The following is a 20,689-nucleotide window of genomic DNA, read 5'->3' on the forward strand; positions in this document are numbered from 1 at the left end:
GCGCGCACACCGGAGAACCTCATGAGTGAAACCCACGAGCCCGCCAAGAAACTCAGCCTCAAGGAAAACTACGCGATGCTCACGCGTGGCCTGGGCTGGGAGCCCAGCTACCAGCCCAAGGAAGAGATCTTTCGCGCGATCAATTTCGAAGGCATCAAGATTCACGACTGGGAGAAGTGGGAAGACCCGTTTCGCCTGACGATGGACGCCTACTGGAAGTACCAGGGCGAGAAGGAGCGCAAGCTCTACGCGATCATCGACGCCTTCCAGCAGAACAACGGCCAGTTCAACGTGACCGACGCGCGCTATGTGCAGGCGCTGAAGATTTTCATCACCGGTTTCACCGGGCTCGAATACGCCTCGCACCGCGGCTTCAACATCCTCGGGCGCGAGTTCCCGGGCGTGGGCCCGCGCATCGCCGCGCAGATGCAATCGCTCGACGAACTGCGCCATGCGCAGACGCAGATTCATGCGATGAGCCACTACAACAAGTACTTCGCGGGCATGAGCGAGTTTCCGTACATGTTCGACCGCGCCTGGTACCTGTCGATCCCGAAGTCCTTCTTCGAGGACGCGATCACCTCGGGGCCGTTCGAGTTCGTCACCGCGATCTCGTTTGCCTTCGAGTACGTGCTGACCAACCTGGCCTTCATGCCGTGGATGTCGGGTGCGGCCTACAACGGCGACATGTCCACCGTCTCGTTCGGCTTCTCGGCGCAGTCCGACGAAGCGCGCCACATGACCTTGGGCATCGAGGTGATCAAGTTCCTGCTCGAGCAAGACCCGGCCAATGTGCCGATCGTGCAAGGCTGGATCGACAAGTGGTTCTGGCGCGGCTACCGCCTGCTCTCGCTGCTGGCGGCGATGATGGATTACATGCTGCCCAAGCGCGTCATGAGCTGGTCTGAGGCCTGGGAAATTTACTTCGAGCAGAACGGCGGCGCCCTCTTTGCCGACCTGGCCCGCTACGGCATCCGCATGCCCAAGCACTGGGAGGTCACGGTCAAGGAGAAGGGCCACGTGGGCCACCAGCTCTGGAGCACCTTCTATCAATTCCGGCATGCCGCGGGCTTTCCGGTCTGGCTGCCTTCGCCCGAAGAGATGGACTGGTTTTCGGCGAAGTACCCCGATACCTTCGACAAGTACTACCGGCCGCGCTACGAGCATTGGCGCGAACTCGAGCGCCTGGGCACGCCCTTTGTCAACGCCACCTTGCCGGTGCTGTGCCAGACCTGCCAATGGCCCCAGCTCTTTACCGAACCCGACGACCCGACGCAGATTTGCTACCGCGAAGAAACCTACCTGGGCGAGAAGTTCCAGTTCTGCTCCGACGGCTGCCGGGACGTGTTCCGCAACGAACCCGAGAAATACGTCCATGCCCATCTGCCGGTGTCGCAGATCTACCAGGGCAACTACTTCAACCCCGGCGTCGACCCCACCGCGCCCGACTTCAACCCGCTGGTCGAGGCCCTGAAGTACATGGGCATCAAGCCGGGCGTCGACGGCGGCGATTTCGCCACCCACATCGACGCGGCGAACTGGACGCGCTGGACCGGCAAGCCGGCCAACATCCATGAGCCCGCATCGGCACCCACCGCCGACGCGGCCGAGCGCAAGAGCGCCTGAGGAGAAACCCATGAGCGTCAAGGCGATCCGCCCCGATTACCACGGGGACATGAAAGACTCCGTCGACAAGTTCCACGGCAACCAGCTGCTGGGCATCGGCTGGGACCAGCACTTGATGTACGCCACGCCGCTGTGCATCCCGGTGCCGCCGCAAATGCCGTTTGGTGCGCTGGTCGAGAAGGTCTTGCCCAGCTTGTTTGGCCAGCATCCGCAGTTCGCGCAGATCGATTGGGCCGCGGTTCAGTGGCTGCGTTCCGGCGTGCCTTTCGTGCCGGCGATGGACAAGAGCCTGCTGGACAACGGCCTGGGCCACAAGGACTCGCTGCGGTTTCGCACGCCAGGCCTGGAGGGATTGCACGGCGCGAGTTTCTGATCGGCCGTGAGCTAGCAGCTGTTGATCGAGCCGCTCGGCCAGACGGTCTAGGTCGAGCCCGACCAGACCCTGCTCGATGCCTGTTTGCGCGCTGGCGTCTGGCTGCCGCATGCCTGCTGCCACGGTCTGTGCGCCACCTGCAAAGTGCAGGTGAAGCACGGCGAAGCGTCGCCCTTTGCACTGATGGACTTCGAGAGCGAAGAGGGCAAGTGCGCGGCTTCGCGCATGACGCCGCCAGGGCACTTCGACAATGATTTCCGCGACCGCAAGGCCTAGCTCTGCGGGCCGCCGGTGATGATCGACGCCTGCATCACGACGCTGATGCAAGGCCGGCTTTTCGAGCGCGATATCTACGCCGACAAATTTCTCTCGGCAGCCGATGCCGAGCGTGTGCGCAGCCCCTTGTTAAAGGCGATTTGAGGCGGGCCGCAGCGCCCGTTGCCACGACGTTCAGCGCGGTGTTCGTCGATACCAACGAGGTATGTCGTCTTCAGGGCGAAGGTATTGGACCGGCGAGAAGTGGCCTTCCTACACTGACTCCATTGCGCGCCGAGCGCGTGCAATTGGATCGACCCACTTCGCCCGACGGACACGCAGCCGCCATCGCATGGCGTCTCTTGGTGATAACCCGCAAAGAACGAGGAGACTCGAGTGACCGAAACGACTGTCGCCAGCACACCCACCGACTATGGCAAGGCCTACCGTGTCGACGGCAAGGTCGCGCTGATCAGCGGCGCAGCCCGCGGCCTCGGCGCCGAGATGGCCCGCGCGCTGGCGTCGGCCGGCGCGCGCGTGATGCTGACCGATGTGTTGGAGTCGGCCGGTCGCGCCACCGCCGCAGAGATTTGCGCCGCCGGCGGCAAGGCCGAGTTCATGCGCCTTGACACGACCCAGGAAGCGCAGTGGGAGGCCGCCGTGGCGGCCACGATCGCGAGCTTCGGCGGCTTGCATATCGTCATCAACAACGCTGGCATCGAGCGCCTGCAGTTCATCACCGAAACCACGGTCGAGGAATTCCGCCTGGTGATGGACGTGAACGTGACCGGCGTCTTTCTCGGCTGCAAGCACGCGGTGCGCGCCATGCGCCCGGGCGGTCCGGCGGGGCAGGGGGGATCGATCATCAACTTGTCGTCGGTCGCCGGTCTGGCCGGTGTGACCGGGCTCGGTTCGTACTGCGCCTCGAAGGGGGCGGTTCGCTTGCTCACCAAGTCGGTGGCAGTCGAATGCGGCCAGCTCAAACTGGGCATCCGCTGCAACTCCATCCATCCGGGACTGGTGGGCACGAACATGGGTCGCGACCTGCTGCAGCACTTCGTGGATCTGCAGTTGGTGCCCGACGCCGCGGCGGCCACGGCGGCGTTCGAGGGGGCGCATCCGATCGGTCGCATGGGCTCGCCGGACGACATCGCTTCGGCCGCGCTCTATCTCGCTTCGGACGCCGCCAAATGGGTGACCGGTGCGGAGTTCGTGATCGACGGCGGCTACACCGCGATTTGAGCAACGGCCAGGCAGCGTGACGATGCTCCGGCAAGCAAGCTCGATGTCGCACTGGCTGCGCCCGCAGTGCAGGCTTGCGGAGAGAATGCTGCGGCGCAGTACGTGTTTTGCCTAGTCGGTAGGGAATCGATCCCAATGGATCGACTGCGAGCCCTTCCTACAGTCGGCGACCTAAAAGCTTCGGCTCTCGCAAAGGCGCGTTTGGCGGGACCGAACGATCAACAACAACAGGAGACCAGCATGGATGCATGTCCATCGACGCAGGCCGCGCCACGCGGCCAAAGGCAAGCTCTGCCTCACCATGCAAGGAACTGACTTCGTGACGGGCGGCGGTTGTCAAGTTGGGGTTCATCACCCCGCAACAACTACCCGCAAGGGTGGGTTCGTTGGACGGCAGCCAGCCTCCAATGGCGTCGCTCGAATCCTAGGTCATGGCATGTCCTGACCGATCGCTCCAGTTTCGATGGGGCTCACTGCTTTAACCCTCGGGTGATTGATGCAAAAGACTGACCTTCGACACCGGCTTGCGCGCTTCACGCTCGGCAACCGGTGGCTGATCCTGGTGGTCATGGGCGTGATCACGGCCTTCTTCGCCGCGGGCTTGATGAAGGTGGAAGTCCGGACGATCTTCTCGGACCTTTTCCCCAAGGATCATCCTTTCGTCAAGGTCTTCAAGGACCACCCCAATTTCGGCAGCCCGCTGACCGTCACCTTGATGGTCAAGCGCACGGACGGCAAGGACGTCTTCGAGGTCGATACGCTCAACAAGATCTGGCGTTTGTCACGCGACATCGACCTTGCGCCCGGCGTCGACCACGACCAGATCCTCTCGATTGCCACGCCAAAGGCGCGCTATACGGTGATCACGCCAGACGGGATCTTTTCCAACCCGATCATGGATGACGAGCCGCCCAAGACGCCGGCCGATCTGGCCGAGATTCGCCGCCGCGTCGGCGAGTCGCCCGCTGCGGCCACCTTCCTCGTGTCCTACGATCACACGGCCACGCTGATCAACGCCACCTTTATCGAGAGCAAGCTCGACTACGGCGTGGCGTTCAAGTTCATCCAGGAAATCGTCGCAAAAGAAAAGGACGCTGCGCACGAAATCCACGTGGCGGGCTTCCCGGTCATGACGGGCTGGGTCTATGCGTTCGGTGGCAACACCGCAGAGATCTTCGGGCTCACGCTGCTGCTCATGTTCTTGATGCTGGCGCTGCACATGCGCAACCTGTCGGGCATCGTCGGCCCGCTCGTCGTGAGCACGGTGTCGGCGATCTGGGGCTTTGGTCTGGTCGGCTGGCTCGGGCTGCCGGTCGAGCCCCTGTTGATGGTGGTGCCGCTGATGCTCATCGCGCGCTGCTTCAGCCACTGCGTCCAGGCGACCGAGCGCTACTACGAACTCTTGCACGACGGGCACGAGAAGACCAAGGCCGCCGAACTCTCGCTGGTCTCGCTGATGGCGCCGGGCACGCTGGGCATCTTCACCGACGTGTGCGGCCTGCTGCTCGTCGCGTTGGCCCCTATCCCGGCAATGGAGCGCTTTGCGCTGTTCACCGGGCTGTGGGCGATGAACCTCGTGCCCTGCAGCGTGTTCCTCACCCCCATCCTGCTGAGCCTGCTGCCGCGCCCCAAGAACCTCGAGCATGTGCTCGCCAGCCAAGGCGAGAGCGGTCCGATGCAAAGGGGCATGTTGAAAACGCTCGACGGCTTTGCAAACCTCGTTCAGGGCAAGGCGTCGCGCTACACGGCGGGAGCCTTCGTGCTGATCACCGTGATATCGGTGTTCTTTATGCTGCGCGTCCAGGTAGGCAACCCGGTCGAAGGCACGAATTTGCTGCGTTACGATTCGGAGTTCAACGCGGCCGTGCGGCAGATCAACAACAACTTCCCGGGCTCGATGACGATGGAGGTGGTGTTCGAGGGCAAGGAAGGTGAACGCATCCTGGGCCAGTCCGAGACGCTGTCGGTCATGCGCGACCTGCAACAGTGTCTGGAGGCCCGCCCGAACCCGCCGACCGCGACGCTGTCCTTCGCCGACATGGCGCCCGAGGCCAACCGCGTGTTCAGCGGCGGCAACCCGAAGTGGGCGCCGCTCGACAACGACGACGTGTCTGCCGCGGGCGCGGTCAACGGTCTGATGGCCGGTACCAACGCCAAGGCCTTCGCGCATGTGTCCGATTTCGAGCTGCGCAACGCCACCGTTTCGCTCTGGTATTCCAACAACAAGCAGGCCACGGTGGACAACGCGCTCGTCCAGGCGCGCGCCTGTGTCGCGAAGGTCGGAGAGGAGCATGCCAAGTTCCGCATCCGCCTCGCCTCCGGCACCATCGCGCTGCAGCAGTCGATCAACGACACGGTGGTTCGCTACGAATCACGCATCGTGGCCGCCCTGAACCTGGTGATCCTGATTGGTTGCTCGCTGGCCTACCGCTCCATCGTGGCGGGCGTGCTGCTGCTGATTCCGGTCAACCTTGCCAACGCCATGCTGACGGCCTCGATGTCCATTGCCGGTCTGGGGTTGGACGTGAACACGCTGCCGATCCTGGCGATCGGTATCGGCGTGGGCATCGACTACGGCATCTACTTGCTCACGCGCATCTGCGAGGAGTACCAGGGCGCTGCCAAGAAGGATCTGGGGCTTGCCATTCGCATCTCGCTCAAGACCTGTGGCAAGGCCATCTTCTTCACCGCGGCCCTGATGACGATCGGCCTCATCCCGTGGTACTTCCTGTCGGAACTGAAATTCCTGTCCGACATGGGCCTGCTGCTCGTGGTGGTGATGTTCATCAACATGGTTTTGGCCCTGATCCTTTTGCCCTTGCTCATCTATCTGATCAAGCCGAAGTTTCTGGATAGCGATATGTCCGCGCTGTCGGAATCCGTGGTAGACCCTCAAAGGGCACCTGCCCACTGAAACGCTCGGTCCGCGCAGCACGCCCCCGGGTTACTTTTCAACCAACCATGACGTAGGAAATCACCATGCACATCCGTAAATACGACCACGACTACAGCCGCCGCTTCTTCATGGATCAGACTGCCAAGGGCATTGCCACGGCTGGCGTGCTGGGCCCCCTGTGGCCCTTGATTTCTCACTCGGCCGACATCAGCAAGGCCTACCCGGACGAGCTGATGTCGATCGACGCCTGGTCCAAGGGCAAGATCAAGACGGGCGACTACATCACCGCCGACAACGTCGACATCGTGAAGGAACTGATCGACCCGGTGGCCTACCAGCAGATCAAGACCATGGGTCGCAAGATCCGCATCGTGCCGACCACGCGTGACGTCACGCGCATGTTCCCGGCCGAGTATCTGGAAGCTACGTTGCGCAACCAGGGCCAGGCGAAGTTCGATGCCAACGGCAACATCACCGCCCAGGACGGCAAGCCCTGGATCGGTGGCAACCCCTTCCCCGATGCCAAGACGGGTGTCGAGCTGGCCGCCAACCTCACGCTCTCCTGGGGCCGTCACGACAACTCCACCTACGCCATCCGCGACTGGGAAATTTCCCCCCAGGGCACGCAGAGCTACCTGTACGACTTCGCCTGGGTCGAAGAGAACTCCTTGGTGCGCAACGTGCCGAAGGCGTTCGCCGGCGGCGAGGACAAGCTGCGCTACCAGTCGGTGTTCTTCACGGCGCCCTCGGACGTGAAGGGCACCGGCTACCTCAGCACCTGGTACTACGACCAGCGCAAATTTCCGGATCTGGTCGGTTACCTGCCGGCCTTCAAGCGGGTGCGCAAGTTCCCCACCAACCAGCGCTTCGAGCCGCTGGTGCCGGGCAGCAACCTCTACCTGTCGGACGCCTGGGCGGCCGGCGACCCGATGCTGACCTGGGGCAACTACAAGATCGTCGGGCGCGGCCCCTTCCTCGGCGCCGTGTCGCAGACGTGGTACGGCGACCACCCCAACTGGGAGCGCCCGGTGCATGGCGGCCCGAAGGGGATCACCTTCTTCGAGACCAACATGGAGTTCTGCCCCGACGTCGCCGTGTTCGAAGCCGAGCCGACGGGTTATCCGCGCGCGCCGGTGGGCAAGAAGCGGGTGTGGATCGACATGCGCAACATGATGTATGTGGCCTACATCACCTTCGACCGCCGCGGCGAGATCTACAAGTCCTTCGAGCCGCAGTACAGCCTGTACGAGAAGGGCGACAAGAAGAAGATGGACGGCAAGAACATCGACTGGTCGTGGACGGCGGTGATGTCCCACAACATCCAGGACGGCCGCATGACTCGCTTCCTTCAAGTCAAGAACATCGCCGGTGGCTTTAACTCGGGCTACAACAACAACGACGGCCTGTATGAAAAGTTCCTGACCGAGCAGGCGCTGCAGCGCCTCGGGACCTGAGCATGCCGACCGGGTCGAAACGCGGGGGGGGCGTGGCGGCAGCGGTCGCACAACGCGGGCTGACCAGCGCGAAAGCGCTGGTTGCCGCGTTGCTGGCTTTCGGGGCAATCGCTGGCCCGGTCATGGCGGTGGGCGCCGAATCAAAGGCGGTGGCCGCCTCGGCGGCCGCCACCGACGGCGGCGGTGTCAAGCAACTGCGTCGCGGCACCGCGCACGACGCGCTGTATGACATCGCCTTCGACGGCCAGCGCGGCATCGCGGTGGGCGCGCTGGGGGCGGTGCTCACCACGTCCGACGGCGGTGCCAGTTGGGAGTCGCAGCCGGCCCCGGTCCACAACCTGGCGCTGCTGTCGGTGGCGATCAAGGGCGACAAGTGCATTGCCGTGGGGCAGACGGGCATCGTCTTCACGGCCGACGACTGCAAGACGTGGAAGGCCTCGCCGTCGGTCACCAAGTCGCGGCTGCTGGCGGTCGGCGTCAACGCCCAGGGCCTCGCTTACGCGGTGGGGGGCTTCGGCACCATCCTGCGCTCCACCGATTGGGGCAAGACGTGGGTGCCGCAAGTCGTCGACTGGAAAGGCTTCACCGAGGGCGGGGCAGAGCCGCATCTGTACGACGTCCATGTGGCCGAGGACGGCACGCCCACCATCGTGGGCGAGTTCGAGCTGATTCTTCGCGCCACCAATGGGGGCAGCCAGTGGAAAGCGCTGCACAAGGGCGAACGTTCCCTGTTTGGCTTGACGGTGTTGGGCGACGGGCGTGCCTTTGCCGTAGGGCAAAGCGGCGGTGTGCTGGCCAGCAGCGACGGCGGGGCGACCTGGCGCTCGCTGAGTTCGGGCAGCGGAGCGATCCTGACCGGTGTTTACGCCACGCCGACGGGTCAGTTATTGGTCAGCGGAAGCAACACCGCTCTGCTCAGCAAGGACGACGGCGTGTCGTGGACGCGTGTGTCGTCCAAGTTCATTGCCAATGGCTGGCTTCAGGCCTTGGCGGCCGGTGCGGGGGCTGGAGGGAAGCCACGGCTCCTGGGCGTCGGTTCCGGGGGCTCGATTTTGGAAATCGATCTGTAAACCACAACGAGGAGACAAGACTGTGATGAATATGCATAGAAAAGCCGCCCAGCGGTGCGCGATCTCGGCTGCGGTACTGGCCGCGCTGGTGGGGCCGACGCAAGCGGCGGAGTGGGATATCACTGGCCAGATCCGGCAGGAGCTCGCGGTGAAGACCACTAACGACCAGAACCCGGCCAACCAGGGATCTAGCTTTGGTAATGCGGGCAAGCCCGTGGCGTTTGGGGGCATCGACGTTGGAGCACCTTCTGCTTATATAAATCGCAATGGAGCCGCTCCCGGCACTTGCGGAGTTTTCGGTACTGCAACCGGTTGCACGCTTCAACATCCGACTGCCGATACTCGAAAGATCGATATTAATTGGTTCGCCACTCGTCTGGATCTGAACCTCGATGGCAAGCTCGATGAAACATTGAAGGTCACCGTCAAGTTGCGTGGCATCTTTGACGAAACCAAGGATGTTGAGAAGAATTCCCATGGTTATACCGTGTTGAATTCAGGGGCTCCTTTAAACCCGACCTACCAATCCACCGCGGGCAACATCGAGGCGGGCAGCAGCTTCCGCCAGAAGTTCGGTGGTACTGCCGGCGGCCCGTTCGCCTACGGCAACGACCGGATGTTGATCGACCTGCCCGCGGCTTACGTCGACTACAACAACGGCCCGCTGTGGATCCGCGCGGGCAACCAACAGATCGCCTGGGGCGAGGCACTGTTTTTCCGCGTGGCCGACCAGGTCAACGGTCTGGACCTGCGCGGTCATTTGTTCGGCGTGGCGGCGGAAGAGTATTCCGACACGCGGCGCTCGTCGCTCGGCTTGCGCGTGAACTACCGCGTCAACGAGAAGACGGACATCGACACCTTCGCGCAGCAATTTGCACCGACCCTCCTGCAGCAGGGCGAAACGCCCTATTACCTGATCCCGGACGCCTTCACGATCGACGAGGCACCGGGCTACAAGGAAGCCAAGAAGAAGTGGAATCTCGGCTTCCGCCTCAAGGGTGAGGCGGGCGGCTTCGGCTACCAGGCCTTTGCGATCAGTCGCGTCAATCCGGATGGCGTGTACAAATGGTCCATCGCGAAGGACACGGGCAGTGACAACGGTGCTTACCCCGGATCGGCTGCAACCAACACCAACACCGGTGTCTGGAGCTTCAGCGACTGGGCCCGGGGCGCGGCTTACTCACGTCTGAACGCGATCCAGGGTGTGGGCACATTCGCGAGTGCCGTTTTCCCGGCTATCAACCCCACAACTGGTTTGTTGGAAGATGGTGCGACAAGGTCCGCCAATCTCGGTATCGATGGAGTTGCTGGCGGATGCGGCGCGACAGGTGGGGGCCTCAACTGGCAAGTCAACAACACCGCTACCGCGAAATGCGTCGTTGACACCTTCACCGGTTTCGGCCCTGTTCGCGGCTGGCTGGGCCGCGAGTACAGACGCGAGACCGTGCTGGGTGGCGGAATCAACCGCGTCTTCGAAGGTACGCCGGACTCCCTCCTCGATCAACTCATCGGTCGCTTCGAGTTCTCGTACACGCCCAACAAGAGGTTCACCAACCCCACCCTGGGCGACTATATAAAGCAAAACGAATACCAATTCGCCTTCATCGCGGAGAAGTACCACAAGTTCGTCAGCAGCGTCCCGGCGACCTATTTCGTGTTGCAGTGGTTGCACAAGCAAAGGAGCGACCTCTTTGGTCGTCACCTGGACGGTTATGACCAGCGCACAGTGAATGACTACTTGGCCGGCAGGGACATCGGCACCAGCAGTCTTTCGCCCAGGGGCAAGAAAGGTGGCTTCAACGCCTACGCGCTTGCGCTGCAGCAACCATCGCCCACACTGGAATACCGCTTTGACTTCGCCGTCCTCACCGATTTTGAAGGCGGCTGGTACATGCAGCCAGGCGTGAAGTGGAAGCCGTCCAAGAACATTCAGGCCGACATTTATCTGAACGCGGTGTACTCGCAGCACAAGGGCGAGGCCAGGGACTTCGTCGACGGCCTGCAGCACAACAACGAAGTGTTCGCTCGCATTGCCTACCTGTTCTGAGCTGAACCGACCGCCACCGCGGCGGCCGGTGTGTGATGTCTGAATGCACCGGCCGCTGACGCAGCCGGTGCTTTTTTCCTTGTCTCGCCGCTTGCGCATTGGACGCGAAACGATCCTGCAGTCATGGCCCACCTTCGACGTTTTGATCGTGACTTCAGCCGGCGGGCCTTCCTCGGCTTGACGGGCCAGGGGTTGCTGCGTGCCGGCGTGTTCGGCTCGGCGTGGTCGGCGTTCCTGCGTACCGGCTCGGTGGCTGCGGCCTACCCGGACGAGTTGCTGTCCATCGAGGTCTACACCAAGGGTCGGCTCAAGCCCGGCGACGTGATCGACAGCGGCAACGTCGAGTGGGTCAAGGACCTGCTCGACCCGGTGCGCCGCCAGCAGATCGCGACCATGGGGCGCAAGCTCGTGCTGGCGCCCACCACCACCGACCTCACGCGCCTGAACCCCTTGGCGTATATCGAGGCGACCGCGCGCAACGCGGGCAAGGCGCGTTTCGATGCCACCGGCAACATCGTCACGACCGATGGCAAGCAGTGGATCGGTGGCAATCCGTTTCCAGAGCCTTCGTCGCCGCTGGAAGTGTTTGCTGCGCACACGCTGAGCTGGGGCCGCCACGATGTGTCGGTCTACGCCAGCAAGGAGTACGACCTCGACCCGAGCGGCAATCTGCAGTACCAGTACGCGTCGGTCTGGGCCGAGATGGCCGCGGCCGGCCGCACCGTGGTCGAGCCCAAGCCCTACTGGCTGGGCGAGCCCGACAAGCTGCGCTATCAATCGATCCTGTTCACCGAGCCGACCGACGTGCGCGGCACGATCTACCTCAACGTCTGGCCCTATGACCAGAACCAGTTTCCGCATCTCTACGGCTACCTGCCGGCCTTCAAGCGCGTGCGCCGCTTCCCGACCAACCAGCGCTTCGAGCCGCTGGTGCCCGGTGCCGAGCTCTATCTCTCCGACGCCTGGGCGGCGGGGGATCCGTTCCTGACCTGGGGCAACTACAAGGTCGTCCACCGCGGGCCGCACCTGGCTGCCGTGACGGGCGGCTGGTCGTCGCAGCACCCCAACTGGGAACACACGACCCACGGCGGGCCCAAGGGCAACCTGTTCTGGGACCACGCGGTCGAACTGGTGCCCGAGGTGATCGTCATCGAGGCCGAGCCGGTGCGCTTTCCGCGCGCGCCGGTCGGGCGCAAGCATGTATGGTTCGACGCGCGCACGCTGCTGCCCTTCCAGATGGTGTCGTACGACCGACGCGGCGAGTTGTTTCGTCACTTCGACGCTTCATTCGCCAGCTACGACGATGGCAAGGGCCGCGTGATGGACGGCAAGCAGCCGTACTGGTCCTGGGCCACCGTGCATGCCTTCAATGCGCAAACCCGTCGCATGACGCGCATCGAGCAGGTCCGCGAGGTCGCGGGCGGCCACACGATGCGCGTCAACGACCCCACCGTCTACGACAAATACCTCACCGTGTCGGCCATGCAGCGTTTGGGCGGCTGATACTTTTCCCACCACCACCACCACACAAGAGAGACCCACCATGACACTCGATGCACAAGCCAAGGGCTTGCTGGACGCGCTGACCGCGCAAGGAATGAAGAGCTTTGAGCAAATGACGGTGCCGGAGTCGCGCGAGACCGCGCAGGCCTTCATCGGCCTGCAGGGCGATGCCGAAGCCGTTGGCGAGATTTCCGACGAAACGATCGCAGTGGCCGGCGGGAAAATCCCGGTGCGCATCTACCGCCCCACCGGTGCCGGGCCGCACCCGGTGATGATGTATTTTCACGGTGGGGGTTTCGTGTTCGGCGACCTCGGCATCGTCGACAAGGTGTGCCGTACCTGGTGCAACGCCGCGCAGGCGGCCATCGTCTCGGTGGGCTACCGCAAGGCCCCTGAGCACACCTTCCCGACCGCAGCGGAAGACTGCTACGCCGCCACGTCTTGGACGGTCGAAAACGCCAAGCGTCTCGGCCTGGACGGTCAGCGCATCGCGGTTTGTGGCGACAGCGCCGGTGGCAACCTGGCGACGGTGGTGGCAATGATGGCGCGCGACCGCAAGGGCCCGAAAATCGTCTACCAGATGTTGGTCTACCCGGTCACCGATGTCGGCGGCGACTACCCCTCGCGCACCGAGAACGGCGAGGGTTACATGCTCACGAGTGCTGCCATGAAGTGGTTCATAGGGCACTACCTGCCCAATCCGGGCGATGCCGAAAACGCCTATGCCTCGCCGATCCGCGGCAACCTGAAAGGCTTGCCGCCGGCGACTGTCGTCACCGCTGGCTTCGATCCACTGCGCGATGAAGGCGACGCCTACGCCAAGGCCTTGTCGAGCGCGGGTGTTGCGGTCGAGCACCTGCGCAACCCGTCGATGATTCACGGCTTTATGTGGGTCATGGGCGTGATCGGGCACGCTCGCGGTGTGTACGACCAGGCCGGCCAGCACCTGCGTCGGGCTTTCAGCGCCCGCACTGCCTGACGATGACGCGGTGCGGAGCTGCGCACGCAGAGCCGCACCGCCGTCAGCTCGGGTGGCCTTGCCAGTCGCGCCGCGCCGCCGTCGCGGCCGTACCCCGACTCACGCTCAGGAAACGAGCCGCAGCGTGCGTGCAGCGTTGATCGCCTGCACGCGGCTGTTCACGCCGAGCTTGGAGTAGATGTTCTTGAGGTGGAACTTGACGGTGTTCTCCGACACGTAGAGCCGCGCAGCGATCTCCTTGTTGGCCACGCCATTGGCCAGGAACTGAAGCAGTTCCTTCTCGCGTTCGGAGAGGGGATCCGCCAGGTGCGCTCGGCAGCGCGGCTGGCCGAGATCGGTGCCCGAGGCGGCCAGAAGCTGTTCGATGTAATCACGGCCGGGGTCGGTGGCGGGGGCGTCTTCGCGGGACCGCAGGATGTGCTGGTATTCCTCGCGAAGCATCTCGACGATCACGTGGCCCTCATCGAGAAAGCAGCGCACGTAGCGGCCCGGCCGCGCCAGCTGAAGCGCCTTGCGCAGGCTGCGGTGCGCGCTGTTCGGCGCGCCCTTGTGGTGGTGCAGTAGCGCCTCGAGCACATAGAGCTTGATGTCGCGGAACACGCGGCCGCTCTGGCGTGCGCGGTCGCTGGTGATCAGGCGCGAGGCTTGCGCGAACTCTTGCTGTGCGATGGCCAGCCGGATGCGCCCGAAGGCTTCGCCCTCCATGTCATCGACCAGGTGAATCCAGCGCGGGTCCATCGGGTGCAGCGCCGGTGCGATGCGCGCTGCCAGGGCCGCGGCGCGCTCGGTCTGCCCGGCGAGCACGGCCCGGCGTACGCGCTCCCAGTCGACCACCGAAATGAGCCGCTCGAAGTGGCTGTGATGCCCGATGCGCTCGAGCTCTTCGAGCACCTCCTGCGCCTCGGCTGGCCGGCCGCGCGAGTCGTGCATGCGCGAAATCGACAGGTAGGCCAGGGCGATGAAATCCAAGGTCACCGACTCCGAGATGCCGCGCTGGAACTGCGCACACAGTGGCTCCAGCGCCGTCAGGTCGTTGGCTTCATAGAGCGCCCAGATCTGGCCGGCCGCCAGCGCCGCGGCGGCGAAAGACTTGTCCAGCGGCGTCTGCTGCGCGCCCATGTCGGCGCGGTAGCGCTCGATCGCTTCATGCAGGTGGCCCTGCACCATCAAGCTGGCGCCGGTGATGGCGGTCGTGTAGCCCTCGACGAAGGAGCCGGCGCCACGGTCGATGTGAGCGCGGGCGAGCATCAGTGCCTTGCGCGCGCCTTCGAAGTCGCCGGCAACCACCTTGCCAGTGGCCAGCACATTGCAGGCGGCGCCGAGTTCAAAGGCGGGAAAGCCGCTGATCTCTTGCTGCAGCAGACCAAAGCGGTCGATGATGCGCAGCCCCGCGACCAGGTCGTCCTCGAACAGCAGGCAAGCCATGGCCCGGCACAGGTCGGGGTTGCTGGTCGTTGCGATGTCGCCGCAGCCGGCGTGGCGCGTCATCAGCTCCACCAGCGGGCGCAGCTTGGCGCGTCGGCGCAGGAACATGAGCGAGTAGGCCGCCTTGATGGCCAGGCTGGGCCGCTCGACCACGTGCTCGAAGGGCAGTTGGTTGTACCAGCGCTCCAGCGTGATCAGTTCGGCGTTGGGAATCAGGTGCGAGGACCAGTCGCACAAGGTGGCCGCGGCGAGGGCGAAGTTCTTGCAGGCGAGCGCGTGGTGGATCGCTTCTTCGGGCAGGTGGTGGTCGAGGTACCAGCGGGCCGCGCGTTCGTGAACGCTCAGCACCTCGTTCTGCGAGGTGCGCTGCAGGCTGTCGGCGAGAAAGCTCGAGAACAGGCCGTGGTACTTGAACCAGCGGTTGTTGGAGTCGAGCGCACGCACGAACAGGCCCGAGCGTTCCAGTTGCACGAGCAATTCCTGGGCGTCGTCGAAACCGGTCACCGCGGCGCACAGCGGAGCCGAGAGCTGACGCAGCAGCGAGGTCTTGAACAAGAATTCCTGGATGCGCGGCGATTGCAGCGTCACCACGTTGTCGGTCAGGTATTCGGCCAGCTCGCGCGGGCCGTGGTCATCAAGGTCGACCAACGAGGTGCGGACCTCCGGGCTCACCAGGGCGAGGCGGAACAGCTGCAGGCCGGCCGGCCAGCCTTCGGTGCGCCGGTAGATCGTGCCCACTTCTTCGGCGCTCACGCGCAGGTCCTTTGATTCGGCGAAGAACTGGGTCACTTCACCCGGCGTGAAGCGCAGGTCGTCGGCGCGCAGCACCGTTGCCATGCGATTGACCAGCAGCGTGGCCAGGCCGATCTCCGGCAGCGCCCGCGAGCCGATGAACACATGCACATGCGCCGGCAGTCGCGCGAGCAGGAAGCGAAAGAAACGCAGGATCGCGTCGTTCCTCAGCGCCTGGAACTCGTCGAGGAAGATCGAGGCAGGGGTGTCCATGCTGGAGAAGCCGTCGAGCACCCATCCGGCGAGATCGCGGGGCGCGTCACCGCTCCAGGCGTCGGAGGGCCGGCGATGTGCCGCGCGCCCGCGCATCAGGTCCATCAGCGCGCGCATGTGCAGCTCGAAGCGCCGCGGGTCGTTGTCGGCATCGTCGAGCGTCAGCCAGGCCGTGCGCCAGCCGCGCGCTTCATGGGCCGTCTTGATCTGCTGCAGCGTGGTCGATTTGCCGTGTCCTGCCGGGCCCTGAAGCACCGTGACGCGCAGGCTGTGGTCTTGCAGCACGCGGTCGAGGATGACGCGCCGGGGCACCGCGCCCGGATAGACAGGCGGCGCGAACAGTTTGTGGGTGCTGACCTCGGCCGGGGCAGCAGGGGAATCGATCGGCGACGGCTTGACCGCCTTGCGCGGCACGACGGTCAGAGAGGCAGGCATGCGGGGTTCCGGGGTGGGCGCTCATGCATTGCCGAGGGGCGTGATCGACACGACTTTCGGCGCCCAGGCACGCAGGTACGAGCGGAAATCACTCGCGATTGTTGGCCGCCGGGTGCGGCTGGCGTTAGCGGATTTCTACCAGTGCGGCGGTAACACACGACGGGCCGGCGACCCACCCGCGCGCGGTTTTCGTGGGGCGCCGACAACTACCCGTCCGGGTGGGAGTGCCGGACGGCGCTGCAGCGCCCAATCGGGGCATGCGAGCCTGCCGCTTCGTGCGCCGGCTGCCGCAAGGCGCTTGATCAGCCCCAGTGGCCTTGTCGCGCTCCCCCTACTCATGGAGATCGAGTGATGAAGATTTACAACGTTGCCATCCTTGGCACCGGCTTCGGCGGCCTCGGCATGGCCTTGCGGTTGCGGTCCGAAGGCGAGACCGATTTCCTGGTGCTGGAGAAGGCCGGCAATGTCGGCGGTACCTGGCGCGACAACACTTATCCGGGCGCGGCCTGCGACGTCAGGTCGCACCTCTACTGGTTCTCGTTCACCGAGCGGCCGGAGTGGAGCAAGTCCTACTGCGATCAGCCCGAGATCCTGCACAACATCGAACGGCTGGTCGAGCGCAGCGGCCTGAAGCCCTTCATCCGCTTCAACACCGAGGTGATCGACGCGCAATGGGACGAGACCGAGCTGGTGTGGCGCATCCGCACGACCGGTGATGAGACGATCCTTGCACGCAACTTCGTCGCCGCATGGGGTCAGCTCAATCGGCCCAGCTTTGCGGGCGTCGAAGGCCGGGCAAACTTCAAGGGCCCGCTGTTCCACTCGGCACGCTGGCAGCACGACGTCGATATCGCGGGCAAGCGCATCGCCTGCATCGGCAATGGGCCGAGCGCGGTGCAGCTCATTCCCGAACTGGCTCGCAAGGCCGAGCATCTGACGGTGTTCCAGCGTTCGCCGAACTACCTCGTGCCGCGGCTAGACCGCCCCTACACCGATGACGAACAGCGCATCTTCCATGCGGTGCCCGCCACGCGCGATGCCAACCGCCAGGCGATCTATGCGGATCACGAGAGCTGGTACGACGCCTTCATCATGGGCTCTTCCAAGGCGGCGGAGTTCACCGCGATGGCGCGCGCGCAGCTGGAATCGCAGGTGGCCGATCCGGTGCTGCGCGAGAAGCTCTGGCCCGACTACCCGATCGGCTGCAAGCGCATCGTCATCTGCGACGACTTCTACCCGGCGATCGTGCGGCCCAACGTGACCTTGGAGACCGAGCCCATCGCCGGCGTCGAAAGCAACGGCATCCGCACCAAGGACGGCCGGTTGCACGAGTTCGATGTGATCATCTTCAGCACCGGCTTCGAGACCCGCTCGATGCTGGGTGTGGCCGACATCAAGGGACGTGGCGGTAAATCCTTGCGCGAGGCATGGACGCCGGTGCCCGAGGCCTACCTGGGCATCACCGTCGCCGGCTTCCCCAACTTTCACATGCTCTACGGCCCCAACACCAACCTCGGCCACAACTCCATCATCCTGATGATGGAGTGCCAGATCGAGTACGTGCTCAAGGCATTGCGCGCCGCCAAGGAGCACGACGTGCAGGCGCTCGACGTGAAGGACTCGGTCATGACCGAGTACAACCGCCAGCTCCAGAAAGAATTTGAAGGCACGGCTTGGTCGGGTTCCTGCAGCAGTTGGTACAAGCACGATGGCCGCATCAGCAACAACTACTCGGGCAACGTCGAGCACTACAAGGCGCGCACGGGGGAGTTCAAGCTGTCGGACTACGAACTGATTCGCCAGGCCGAAGCCGAAAGCGCCTGACGCGGTCCGTGTGCTGCTCGGGCAGCAATGTCTGCGCGTCGGCCGGCGGGTAGCTCGCCGGCCGCATTTGCAGTGAGGTCAGCCACCGCCTGCGTGGCTGCCTGCAGGCTGGACCGGGCCTGCGCCCGGCTCAGCCTCTCCAGGCTCATCAGTAGCGGGTCGCCGGCAGCGCAGCAGCGGTCGATGGCTGCAGCTGGCCGCGGATTTCACCGCCCGGGTGGGCGGCGGTATGTACGTTCACGTAAAGCCGACCGGCCAACAGGTCGGCAACCTGGCTGGCGGTGAGCGTGGCCTCGCCCTCGATCGGGCTGGCCGCGCTCGTGAACGGCACCATCACACCTGCGTTTTGACCGGCCGGCGCAGGGCCGTGGATGTGTGCCGCGGTGGCCGGACCACTTAGCCCCGAGTAGGTGATCTTGTAGCGCAGCACGTTGCTGTCGCGCGTGAGGCTGCCGTCGAAACTGCCGGTGGCGGCGGAGGTGACCGGGGGCACTTCGGCGGCGCCGGAGAGCCGCGCGCTGATCGCGCCGCCGGTCACGGGAGCCGTGCTGCCGGCCGCGGTCGAGCTGCCGGCCGCGCCACCGCGCATGGGCATCATGTCGCCGCATGCAGCGAGCGCGATCGTTGAAATGGCGAGTGCGCCGAGAACGCGCCTGCGTTGGTGTGCCATGGGACTCTCCTGGAGGGGGTGGTTCGACAAGGGCCGACGGTGCGTCGCGGTGCGATGCCGGTCATCCACCGCCGGGTGTCGGCGAGCGTACGGCAGACGCGCCACGCCGGCAGCGCGCTGCCGCAAACCCCTGGTTGGCGATGCGAGCGAAGCCGCACGAAAGTGCCGCCGATCTCGTGCGAACTCAGTCTTCGCCGGGTCGCCTCAAGAGGGCTGGGCGCCCCCTTGGTGGGCAGCACCGCAGCTGCGTGGGGGTCGGGGTCATCTCAGAGCCCGCCGGGCACCAGAGGCGTTGAATCTTGTCTCGGCGGGCGGTGTGCCCGAGTGAGCTCGGAGGTTCTGCTCAAGCGATGCGGCTCAGTGCCCGCTCGAGTTGCTTGACGGTGCGCTCGATGTTGTGCAGCTTGTCCAGGCCGAACAGGCCGATGCGAAAACTGCGAAAGTCGGCCGGCTCGTCGCACTGCAAGGGCACGCCCGCGGCGATCTGCAGGCCTTGGGCGAGGAATTTCTTGCCCGACTGGAATTCAGCATCGTCGGTGTAGCTCACCACCACGCCCGGCGCCTCGAAACCGACCGCGGCCACGCTCGCAAAGCCCTTGTTTGAGAGCAAGGTGCGCACCCGCGCACCGAGCTCGACCTGTTCGGCGCAGACCTTGTCGAAGCCGTAGGCCTGCGTTTCCCGCATCACGTCGCGCACCCGTGCGAGCGTGTCGGTGGGCAAGGTGGCGTGGTAGGCGTGGCCGCCGGCCTCGTAGCTTTCCATGATCTGCAGCCAGCGGCGCAGGTCGCAGGCGAAGCTGGTGCTGGTGGTGGCTTCGATGCGTTCGCGCGCCAGCGCACCGAGCATCACGAAGGCACAGCAGGGCGGGCCACTCCAGCCCTTTTGCGGCGCGCTGATGAGCACATCGACGCCGCAGGCGGCCATGTCGACCCAGATGGTGCCGGAGGCGATGCAGTCGAGCACGAACAGGCCGCCCACGGCATGCACCGCGTCGGCCACGGCGCGCAGGTAGTCGTCGGGCAGGATCATGCCGGCCGAGGTTTCGACGTGCGGCGCGAAAACCATGTCGGGGCGCATGCGCGCGATCGCAGCCACCACCTCCTCGATCGGAGCCGGTGCGAACGGCGCGTGCCGTTCTTCGCCGGTGCGGCGCGCCTTCAGCACCAGTGACTCGGCCGGGATGCCGCCCATGTCGAAGATCTGCGTCCAGCGATAGCTGAACCAGCCGTTGCGGATCACGAGGCACTTCTTGCCGGTGGCGAACTGCCGGGCCACCGCTTCCATGCCGAAGCTGCCGCTGCCCGGCACCACCACCGCGGAGCGCGCGCCATAGACGTCTTTGAGCATGCCCGAGATGTCGCGCATGACACCTTGGAACTTCTGCGACATGTGGTTGAGCGAACGGTCGGTGTAGACGACCGAGTATTCGAGCAGGCCCTCGGGGTCGACGTCGGGTAGCAATCCGGGCATGGGCAATCCGTGAGTGGGACGAGCAACAAAACGTAGCACTTTACCCTGCTGCCAATGGCCCGCTGCCGGTGACGGACCGAACGATGGCTTGCCGCGCCGGGTCGCGCGCGCGGGGCATGAGCGAGGGCGCTTCGCATGCCCTTTGCCGTGAATTTGAAACACCTCGATGACGAGGCTTTCTCAACTTTCATGGGCCGCAGATGAAGACCCTTAAACACCTCATGCTCGGCCTGGCATCGGCCACGCTGCTCGCCGCCTGCGGTGGCGGCAACGACGACAGCTTCGACGACCGCGCCGACATCGCCGACCCGAAGCTGCGCTTCGTTCACGCCGCACCCGCCGCGCCGGCCTTCACGCTGGTTCGCAATGGCGCGCCCGCAAGCAACGCCACGGGCGCGGCCTACAAGTACGCCT

General features: G+C 64.7%; 13 protein-coding genes and 3 pseudogenes. 13 read left to right on the forward strand and 3 right to left on the reverse strand.

Features of this window, described 5'->3' with window-relative positions; all coding sequences use genetic code 11:
• The first annotated feature begins 21 nt into the window (after window positions 1-21).
• The 11 genes and pseudogenes from RMO12_RS09795 (at window position 22) to RMO12_RS09840 (ending at window position 13,445) form a co-directional block, all read left to right on the forward strand.
• The gene (locus RMO12_RS09795; RefSeq protein WP_309639149.1) at window positions 22-1,626 is read left to right on the forward strand and encodes an aromatic/alkene/methane monooxygenase hydroxylase/oxygenase subunit alpha; all 1,605 of its coding nucleotides are present in this window, start codon (window positions 22-24) and stop codon (window positions 1,624-1,626) included.
• Between the two features lie 10 nt (window positions 1,627-1,636).
• Complete coding sequence (locus tag RMO12_RS09800) at window positions 1,637-1,999, forward strand: phenol hydroxylase subunit P4 (protein ID WP_309626654.1); 363 nt, start codon at window positions 1,637-1,639, stop codon at window positions 1,997-1,999.
• 18 nt (window positions 2,000-2,017) lie between these two features.
• Window positions 2,018-2,218: pseudogene (locus RMO12_RS15985) on the forward strand (2Fe-2S iron-sulfur cluster-binding protein); the annotation flags it as partial.
• A pseudogene (locus tag RMO12_RS15990) lies at window positions 2,212-2,419 on the forward strand (phenol hydroxylase); the annotation flags it as partial. The pseudogenes RMO12_RS15985 and RMO12_RS15990, both read left to right, overlap by 7 nt.
• A gap of 231 nt (window positions 2,420-2,650) precedes the next feature.
• A complete protein-coding gene (locus RMO12_RS09810; RefSeq protein ID WP_309639150.1) occupies window positions 2,651-3,496 on the forward strand; it encodes a glucose 1-dehydrogenase in 846 nt (281 codons plus the stop codon).
• A 496-nt stretch (window positions 3,497-3,992) separates the two neighbouring features.
• Window positions 3,993-6,410 carry an MMPL family transporter gene (locus tag RMO12_RS09815; protein WP_309639151.1) on the forward strand — a complete coding sequence of 806 codons (2,418 nt, stop codon included), beginning with the start codon at window positions 3,993-3,995 and terminating at the stop codon, window positions 6,408-6,410.
• Window positions 6,411-6,475: 65 nt separating this feature from the next.
• On the forward strand, window positions 6,476-7,846 hold the full coding sequence (locus RMO12_RS09820) for a DUF1329 domain-containing protein (protein ID WP_309639152.1): 1,371 nt from the start codon (window positions 6,476-6,478) through the stop codon (window positions 7,844-7,846).
• Window positions 7,847-7,968: 122 nt separating this feature from the next.
• Complete coding sequence (locus RMO12_RS09825; protein WP_309639153.1) at window positions 7,969-8,916, forward strand: YCF48-related protein; 948 nt, start codon at window positions 7,969-7,971, stop codon at window positions 8,914-8,916.
• A gap of 25 nt (window positions 8,917-8,941) precedes the next feature.
• The gene (locus RMO12_RS09830) at window positions 8,942-10,963 is read left to right on the forward strand and encodes a DUF1302 family protein (protein WP_309639154.1); all 2,022 of its coding nucleotides are present in this window, start codon (window positions 8,942-8,944) and stop codon (window positions 10,961-10,963) included.
• Between the two features lie 123 nt (window positions 10,964-11,086).
• Entirely contained in the window at window positions 11,087-12,466 is a 1,380-nt protein-coding gene (locus tag RMO12_RS09835) for a DUF1329 domain-containing protein (RefSeq protein WP_309639155.1), read from the forward strand.
• 40 nt (window positions 12,467-12,506) lie between these two features.
• A complete protein-coding gene (locus RMO12_RS09840; RefSeq protein WP_309639156.1) occupies window positions 12,507-13,445 on the forward strand; it encodes an alpha/beta hydrolase in 939 nt (312 codons plus the stop codon).
• A gap of 105 nt (window positions 13,446-13,550) precedes the next feature.
• On the opposite strand, the gene RMO12_RS09845 is transcribed toward RMO12_RS09840, so the two are convergent.
• Entirely contained in the window at window positions 13,551-16,310 is a 2,760-nt protein-coding gene (locus RMO12_RS09845) for a LuxR C-terminal-related transcriptional regulator (protein WP_309639157.1), read from the reverse strand.
• Between the two features lie 351 nt (window positions 16,311-16,661).
• Here RMO12_RS09845 and RMO12_RS09850 point away from each other — a divergent pair, with 351 nt between their 5' ends.
• Window positions 16,662-18,134, forward strand: a complete 1,473-nt coding sequence (locus tag RMO12_RS09850; protein WP_309626078.1) for an NAD(P)/FAD-dependent oxidoreductase — start codon at window positions 16,662-16,664, stop codon at window positions 18,132-18,134.
• Window positions 18,135-18,282: 148 nt separating this feature from the next.
• Here the strand turns inward: RMO12_RS09850 and RMO12_RS09855 are convergent, their stop codons facing one another.
• Together RMO12_RS09855 and RMO12_RS09860 are read right to left on the reverse strand one after the other, a co-directional pair.
• Window positions 18,283-18,729 (reverse strand): CHRD domain-containing protein, encoded by a 447-nt coding sequence (locus RMO12_RS09855; protein WP_405029655.1) that lies wholly within the window; start codon window positions 18,727-18,729, stop codon window positions 18,283-18,285.
• 418 nt (window positions 18,730-19,147) lie between these two features.
• Window positions 19,148-20,275 (reverse strand): aminotransferase class V-fold PLP-dependent enzyme, encoded by a 1,128-nt coding sequence (locus RMO12_RS09860; RefSeq protein WP_309625465.1) that lies wholly within the window; start codon window positions 20,273-20,275, stop codon window positions 19,148-19,150.
• Between the two features lie 200 nt (window positions 20,276-20,475).
• Between RMO12_RS09860 and RMO12_RS09865 the strand changes: the two are divergent.
• Window positions 20,476-20,689: pseudogene (locus RMO12_RS09865) on the forward strand (DUF4397 domain-containing protein); the annotation flags it as partial.

Origin of the sequence: Methylibium sp., from assembly GCF_031393925.1 — a bacterium.
Lineage (GTDB): Bacteria > Pseudomonadota > Gammaproteobacteria > Burkholderiales > Burkholderiaceae_C > Methylibium.